The sequence below is a fragment of the Phaeobacter sp. HF9A genome, from assembly GCF_011806385.1.
Classification (GTDB): Bacteria; Pseudomonadota; Alphaproteobacteria; order Rhodobacterales; family Rhodobacteraceae; genus Epibacterium.
In genome coordinates, this window is sequence record NZ_JAATOX010000178.1 from 1 (window position 1) to 5,782 (window position 5,782).

Genomic DNA, 5,782 nt, shown 5'->3' on the forward strand with positions numbered 1-5,782 from the left:
CGCCCATCTGATGCCCGAGGTTGGCGATCTCGGCTATGACAATCAGGACAGCCATTCCAAGCGGATCTTTGATGCCAATGACTGGCGCAACTTTGACATCACCGAAGAGGACATCCGCCGCTCCCGTCGCGCCTACTTCGGGAATATCTCCTACCTTGATGACAAGATCGGCGAGGTGATGGAGGCCCTGCGTGGCACCCGCCAGGACGAGGACACGATCATCCTGTTTGTGTCGGATCATGGCGATATGCTGGGCGAGCGCGGCCTGTGGTTCAAGATGAGCTTCTATGAAGGCTCCTCCCGCGTTCCCATGATGATTTCCGCGCCGAATATGACTCCCGGGCTGGTCACCGATCCGGTCTCCAACATCGACGTCTGCCCGACGCTTTGTGATTTGGCCGGTGTCAGCATGGATGAGGTCATGCCCTGGACCTCGGGCGAAAGCCTTGTCGCTCTGGGGCAAGGCGGTAGACGCAACACGCCGGTGGCAATGGAATATGCCGCCGAGGCCTCTTATGCCCCGCTGGTGTCGCTGCGCCAAGGCCAGTACAAGTTGAACCTCTGCGCGCTGGATCCCGATCAATTGTTTGATCTGGAGGCCGACCCGCACGAGCTGGATAACCTTGCCGGCAACCCCGACCACAGCGACGCCTATGAGGCACTGAAGGCGCTTGCCGCCGCACGCTGGGATCTGAACTGTTTCGATGCCGACGTGAGAGAGAGCCAAGCCCGTCGCTGGGTGGTCTATGAGGCGCTGCGCAAAGGCGGATATTTCCCCTGGGACTATCAACCGCTGCAAAAAGCATCCGAACGCTACATGCGCAACCACATGGATCTGAACGAGGTTGAAAACAACGCTCGTTTCCCACGGGGGGAATAGGCCCGCTCCCAGAAGCTGCGCCCGCCGCTTGTGTATACCTCGGGGCGACGGACGCCCGATCACGATCTCACGATGCTTAATCCACTGTTAACAGACCACAGGTAGCCTGACCCTGTAGCTGTCGCGCTGTTCGTTTTGCGATGTGTCATAGGTGGTTTTTATGAGTGAGTTGATTTCGTCCTCCATTGCCGAGGGTAGCGGCAACCTCGATCTGGAAAAGATCTTTCGCTGGTTTGACTTAACGGAGGAAGACCGCGCGTGCACCGTCGAGTTGGGTGAACTCACCGATGATGTTGGCGAACACATCATCGAGGCCTTCTATGCGCATCTGCTCAATGATGAAACCGCGGCCAGGCATTTCAGGGATGACGCTCATATCGCCCAGGTCAAACGCGGACAGATGCGCTATTTTCGCGAGCTGGTCAGCGCCGATCTGAATGACGCCTACGTGGCAGATAGGCGCCGTATTGGCAGCATTCACGAACGCACCGGCGTCACGCCGACGCTCTATATCGGATCTTACGCCTACTACCTGAACCGCTTGGCCCATGTCGTGCTGGAGCGCATGGACGAAGACCCGCACAAGGCTTTTCATCTGGTCATGTCCCTGTTCAAGATTGCCCATTTCGACATGAGCCTGGCGCTGGAAACCTATGTTGACGCACGCGAGGAGGCGATCCAGGCACGTGAGCGCGAACTCAGCGAACTGCCGACACCGGTCCTGCAACTGCGTCCGGGGCTTCTGCTCATCCCCGTCGTCGGAACACTCGACAGCCATCGCGCCCGGGCGCTCACCGTGCAATTGCTGGAAGGGATTCAGGAGCACCGCGCCAGCGCCGTTGTGCTGGACATTACCGGCGTTGCCGCCGTCGACAGCGCGGTGGCCAATCATCTGATCCAGACCATGGCGGCGGCCCGCTTGATGGGGGCCTTGTCAGTGCTCACCGGCCTCTCCGCCGAAGTCGCCCAATCGCTGGTCAAAGTTGGCGTCACTGGCGAGGCATTAAACACGGCAGGAGACTTGCAGCGCGGCATCGAAATGGCCGAACAGTTGCTGAAGGATTGAGCACATGGCCGTCAAAGTTCCCATCCTGAAGCAGGGCAAAGTCCTGATTGCCTCAATTCAAGAAGATCTCAGCGATAGCGATATCCTCGACCTGCAACACCGAATATTGGAAGACGTCATCCGTTGCCGGGCCGAGGCGGTGATCATTGACGTCAGCGCGATCGGCATTCTCGACAGCTTTGGCACCAAGACCCTGAGCGAAATTGCCTATTCCGTCCGTCTGCGCGGCGCCAAGTTGGTGATCGTGGGCATTCAGCCGGATGTGGCGCTGTCGATGGTTCTGCTTGGGCTCACACTGCCGGATATTCCAACCGCGCTCGACCTAGATCGCGGCCTTGCATTGATCAACGGGGGCTAGGATGCAGATGCAGCACCCCCCCGACGTATTGGTCCAGGCGATCCGATACGATACGGATGTCATTTCCGCGCGCCAACTGGGGCGAAAACGGGCAGAGGAGCTGGGGTTCAGCCGCCCGGATCAGGCGCTGGTTGCAACCGCCATCTCTGAACTTGCCCGCAACATCGTCGTCTATGCCGACCAGGGTGAAATCGAGCTTGCGACGATCCACCAGCCTGACCGCGTCGGGATCAAGATCACCGCCAAGGACCGCGGCCCCGGCATTGCCGACCTGGAAAGCGCCCTTGCCGACGGGTTTTCCACCGGAAACAGCCTCGGGCTGGGCCTGCCGGGCACCCGCCGGATCGTCGATGAGTTTGATATCACGTCGTCCCCTGGGCTTGGCGTGATTGTGACCGTCGTGAAGTGGAGCAGACGATGACAGTTCAGCTCGTGTGCCCGCCCGATTGCGCAAATGCCCTGAGCTGGAGTGTCGCGCAGCAGTCCAAGATCGCAAATAGCTGTGGCGATGGGTATATGATCCTGCGCAATGGCAACACTATCTGCGCCTATGTCATTGACGGTATGGGCAGCGGCCCCGACGCCCACAGGGCGGCCTCCACCGGACTGAACGCCATAAAGAACGCTGGCGACACCTCGCTGGGCGCGGCTTTTGACGCCACGCATCGGGCGCTTCAGGGTATGCGCGGGGCGGCCATGGCTGGCGCAATGATTGACCTGCGGCAATTGACACTCAGTTGGGCCGCCGTTGGCGACATCGACGGGCTTGTCCACCGGGGCACAGAGATCAGCGACACACTGATGCAGCGAGGCGGCGCACTGGGGCATAACTTTTCCGGCCTGCATATACAGTCCACCAAGCTGCACATCGGCGATATGATCGTGCTGACAACCGATGGCATATCGCGCAACTATCGTAGCGATATCAGGGCATTGACCTCTGCGGCGGACTGCGCTGATCATATCCTTGAGGCACATGGCCGCAGCAATGACGACAGGTTGGTCCTGGCCATGAAGATCGAGGCACTCTCATGAGCGGCCTGAAAGTGGATCGCGATCAAGCCGACCTTCCGCAGGTGCGCGCGCACTATGTGGCGGCGCTGTCTGACTATGTGCAGCGGGGGCGTGAAGAGGATCTATCGCAAGCCTACGATTGCGCCCGCCTGGCCCTGCGCGCCATGGTCTCGATCAGTGAGCTCAGCGAGATGCACTTTCAGGCAACCCATCAGCTGCTGACCGCCGATCCCCCCCTCTCTCCGCCACCGCAGGCGCGGATGGAAGAGTTTTTTATGGAAGCGCTCTCTGTCTATGACATGGCATTGCGGGGCTATGGCGAAAACATCACGCGGCTGACCGCCGAGGTACAGGAGCGCAGACGCATCGAGGACGCCCTGCGCGACGCCAGCGCCGAACTCGCCCTCCAAAGGGATCATCTGGATCAGCAAGTGCGCGAGCGGACAAGTCAGCTCCAGGATAAACTCCAGGAACTGAGGCAGCTCAACGCGCAGCTGCATCATGCCAATCAGGAACAGGCACAGTTTACCTACGCCATCTCTCATGATCTGAAATCGCCGGTAAATACCATAAGCATGATGCTGGAGCTTATCCTGGCCGATCATGCGCCAGGGCTCGACTGCGAGGGGCTGGAGCTTATCGAGGCGGCACAATCCACCGCTGAACGTATGTCGCGCATGGTCAACGATATCCTGAATTACGCGCGCGTGGTTGGACAGGACCCGGTGTTCGAACGCGTCGATCTGGGCGCCCTCAGTCAAGAGGTGCTTGACGATCTGCGTGGTGAGATCACGAGCAGTGGCGTCGAGCTTGTGGTCGGCACCTTGCCAGAGGTCCACGGCATCCCCTCGCAACTCAGGAGCATGCTTCAAAACCTCATTTCGAATGCCATCAAGTTCAGAAAACCCGGCACGCCCGGTCGTGTCGCAATCACCGCCGCGCCAAAACCTGCCTGCTGTGCCGCCGAAATCAGCGTGTCCGACAATGGCATCGGCATCGCGCCTGCCTATCAAACGCGCATTTTTTCGCTATTTCAACGGCTTCATACATATGAGGAATACGTTGGCTCGGGCATTGGGCTGGCTCTCTGCCAACGTATTGCCGGATATCATCACGGCGATGTTCAGGTTACCTCAGAGGCAGGCGAGGGAAGTACATTCACGGTGAGGCTTTGGCTAAAAGAAAGTGACGGGGATCATGAAACTTAAGCGGGTGATGATCGTGGATGACGACCGGTTTGACCAGCTGGCGTACCGGCGGATCCTCAGGAAAACCAACGCGGCCATTGAGCTCATTCCATTTCAATATGCGACCGAGGCGTTGGATTATCTCAAGAGTGCGGATCGCACTGCGGTTGATGCCATCTTTCTCGACATAAATATGCCACGCATGAACGGGTTCGAGTTTCTGCAAGCCGCCCAAGATGAACTGCCCGATCAATTGGAAAATGAGACCCTCATCATGGTGACCACCTCACAAAACCCAGAAGACAAGCACCGTGCCGAATCGTTTCCCGCCGTCAAAGCGTTTTTCAATAAGCCGCTCACACAAGAGAACATTGCCGTGATCGACCAGCTCGTCGGCTCGAACCGTGAGGAATAACATGTTAAAATCCCCATATTTCATATAAAAAACAATATTTTAACAAGGCTCGGAAGTGCGTCTAAGTTCTAAACAAAGCATCAACAGCGGTTTCTCGCCAACGGGGTGAACTCGGCCTTGGCAAACACGGGTATATGACTGAATGTTACCGCGTTTCACGCCACCCAAAATCCGAGCCTCACTTGCGTATTTTCAGCCCGATCCTCCGCCGCCTTTCCGCTTTGCATTGCCTGCTGCTTCTGGCCGCCATTGGGCTTTCTGCCTGCGGTGAACTGCCGAACGACAGTCAAATTGATCCCGGCCGACGGTCCTTTGCGGTGCGAGAAGCGGAAAATTTGCGCGCGCGCGGGGCGCGGGTGTGGTGTGTGCCTTTTGCGCGCAACCTCTCCGGCGTGAATATCCACGGCAATGCCCGCACCTGGTGGAGCCAGGCCCAGGATCAGTTTGACGTCGGGCAGCGCCCCTCCGTTGGCGCGGTCATGGCGTTTCGGGCGACGCCCGGCATGCCGCTCGGCCATGTTGCCGTGGTCTCTGAGGTCACATCTGACAGGATGCTGCGGATCGACCATGCCAATTGGCACCGGAACAAAGTGTCCCTGGGCATGGCGGTGATTGATGTTTCCGAAAACAACGATTGGTCTCGCGTGCGCCTGGAAAGCAACCCTGGCAGCTTTGGCAGCGTCTATCCGATCAACGGTTTCATTCGCCCAAATCTTTGAACCGCGGCGCAGGCCCCGGCGTATTACGCGCGATTGAGCCTGCCCCGCCCGTGAGGTCGCACAACCAGGTGGCGTTCCTGCTGGCCTGCGCGCTTGTCAATCCAGGTGGAAGACCTCTTCCATCGACGCCCACCACTCACCGT

The 5,782-nt window shown here is 58.6% G+C and carries 8 protein-coding genes; all 8 read left to right on the forward strand.

The annotated features are described in order from the left end of the window. Positions 1–880, forward strand: an 880-nt coding sequence (gene betC / locus HCZ87_RS19410; protein ID WP_167646555.1) for a choline-sulfatase, incomplete at its 5' end; no start/stop codon positions are given. Between the two features lie 160 nt (positions 881–1,040). Next, positions 1,041–1,946, forward strand: coding sequence for a protoglobin domain-containing protein (locus HCZ87_RS19415; protein ID WP_167646557.1), 906 nt, complete (start codon positions 1,041–1,043; stop codon positions 1,944–1,946). A gap of 4 nt (positions 1,947–1,950) precedes the next feature. Beyond that, positions 1,951–2,304, forward strand: coding sequence for an STAS domain-containing protein (locus HCZ87_RS19420; protein WP_167646560.1), 354 nt, complete (start codon positions 1,951–1,953; stop codon positions 2,302–2,304). A 7-nt stretch (positions 2,305–2,311) separates the two neighbouring features. After that, a complete protein-coding gene (locus HCZ87_RS19425) occupies positions 2,312–2,725 on the forward strand; it encodes an anti-sigma regulatory factor (protein WP_167646562.1) in 414 nt (137 codons plus the stop codon). Then, complete coding sequence (locus tag HCZ87_RS19430) at positions 2,722–3,339, forward strand: SpoIIE family protein phosphatase (protein WP_167646564.1); 618 nt, start codon at positions 2,722–2,724, stop codon at positions 3,337–3,339. Before HCZ87_RS19425 ends, HCZ87_RS19430 begins: the two co-directional genes overlap by 4 nt. Continuing rightward, on the forward strand, positions 3,336–4,526 hold the full coding sequence (locus tag HCZ87_RS19435; protein WP_167646566.1) for an ATP-binding protein: 1,191 nt from the start codon (positions 3,336–3,338) through the stop codon (positions 4,524–4,526). Before HCZ87_RS19430 ends, HCZ87_RS19435 begins: the two co-directional genes overlap by 4 nt. After that, complete coding sequence (locus HCZ87_RS19440; RefSeq protein WP_167646568.1) at positions 4,516–4,920, forward strand: response regulator; 405 nt, start codon at positions 4,516–4,518, stop codon at positions 4,918–4,920. Before HCZ87_RS19435 ends, HCZ87_RS19440 begins: the two co-directional genes overlap by 11 nt. A 272-nt stretch (positions 4,921–5,192) precedes the next feature. Then, positions 5,193–5,639, forward strand: a complete 447-nt coding sequence (locus tag HCZ87_RS19445) for a CHAP domain-containing protein (protein WP_254868707.1) — start codon at positions 5,193–5,195, stop codon at positions 5,637–5,639. The last annotated feature ends 143 nt before the right edge of the window (positions 5,640–5,782 follow it).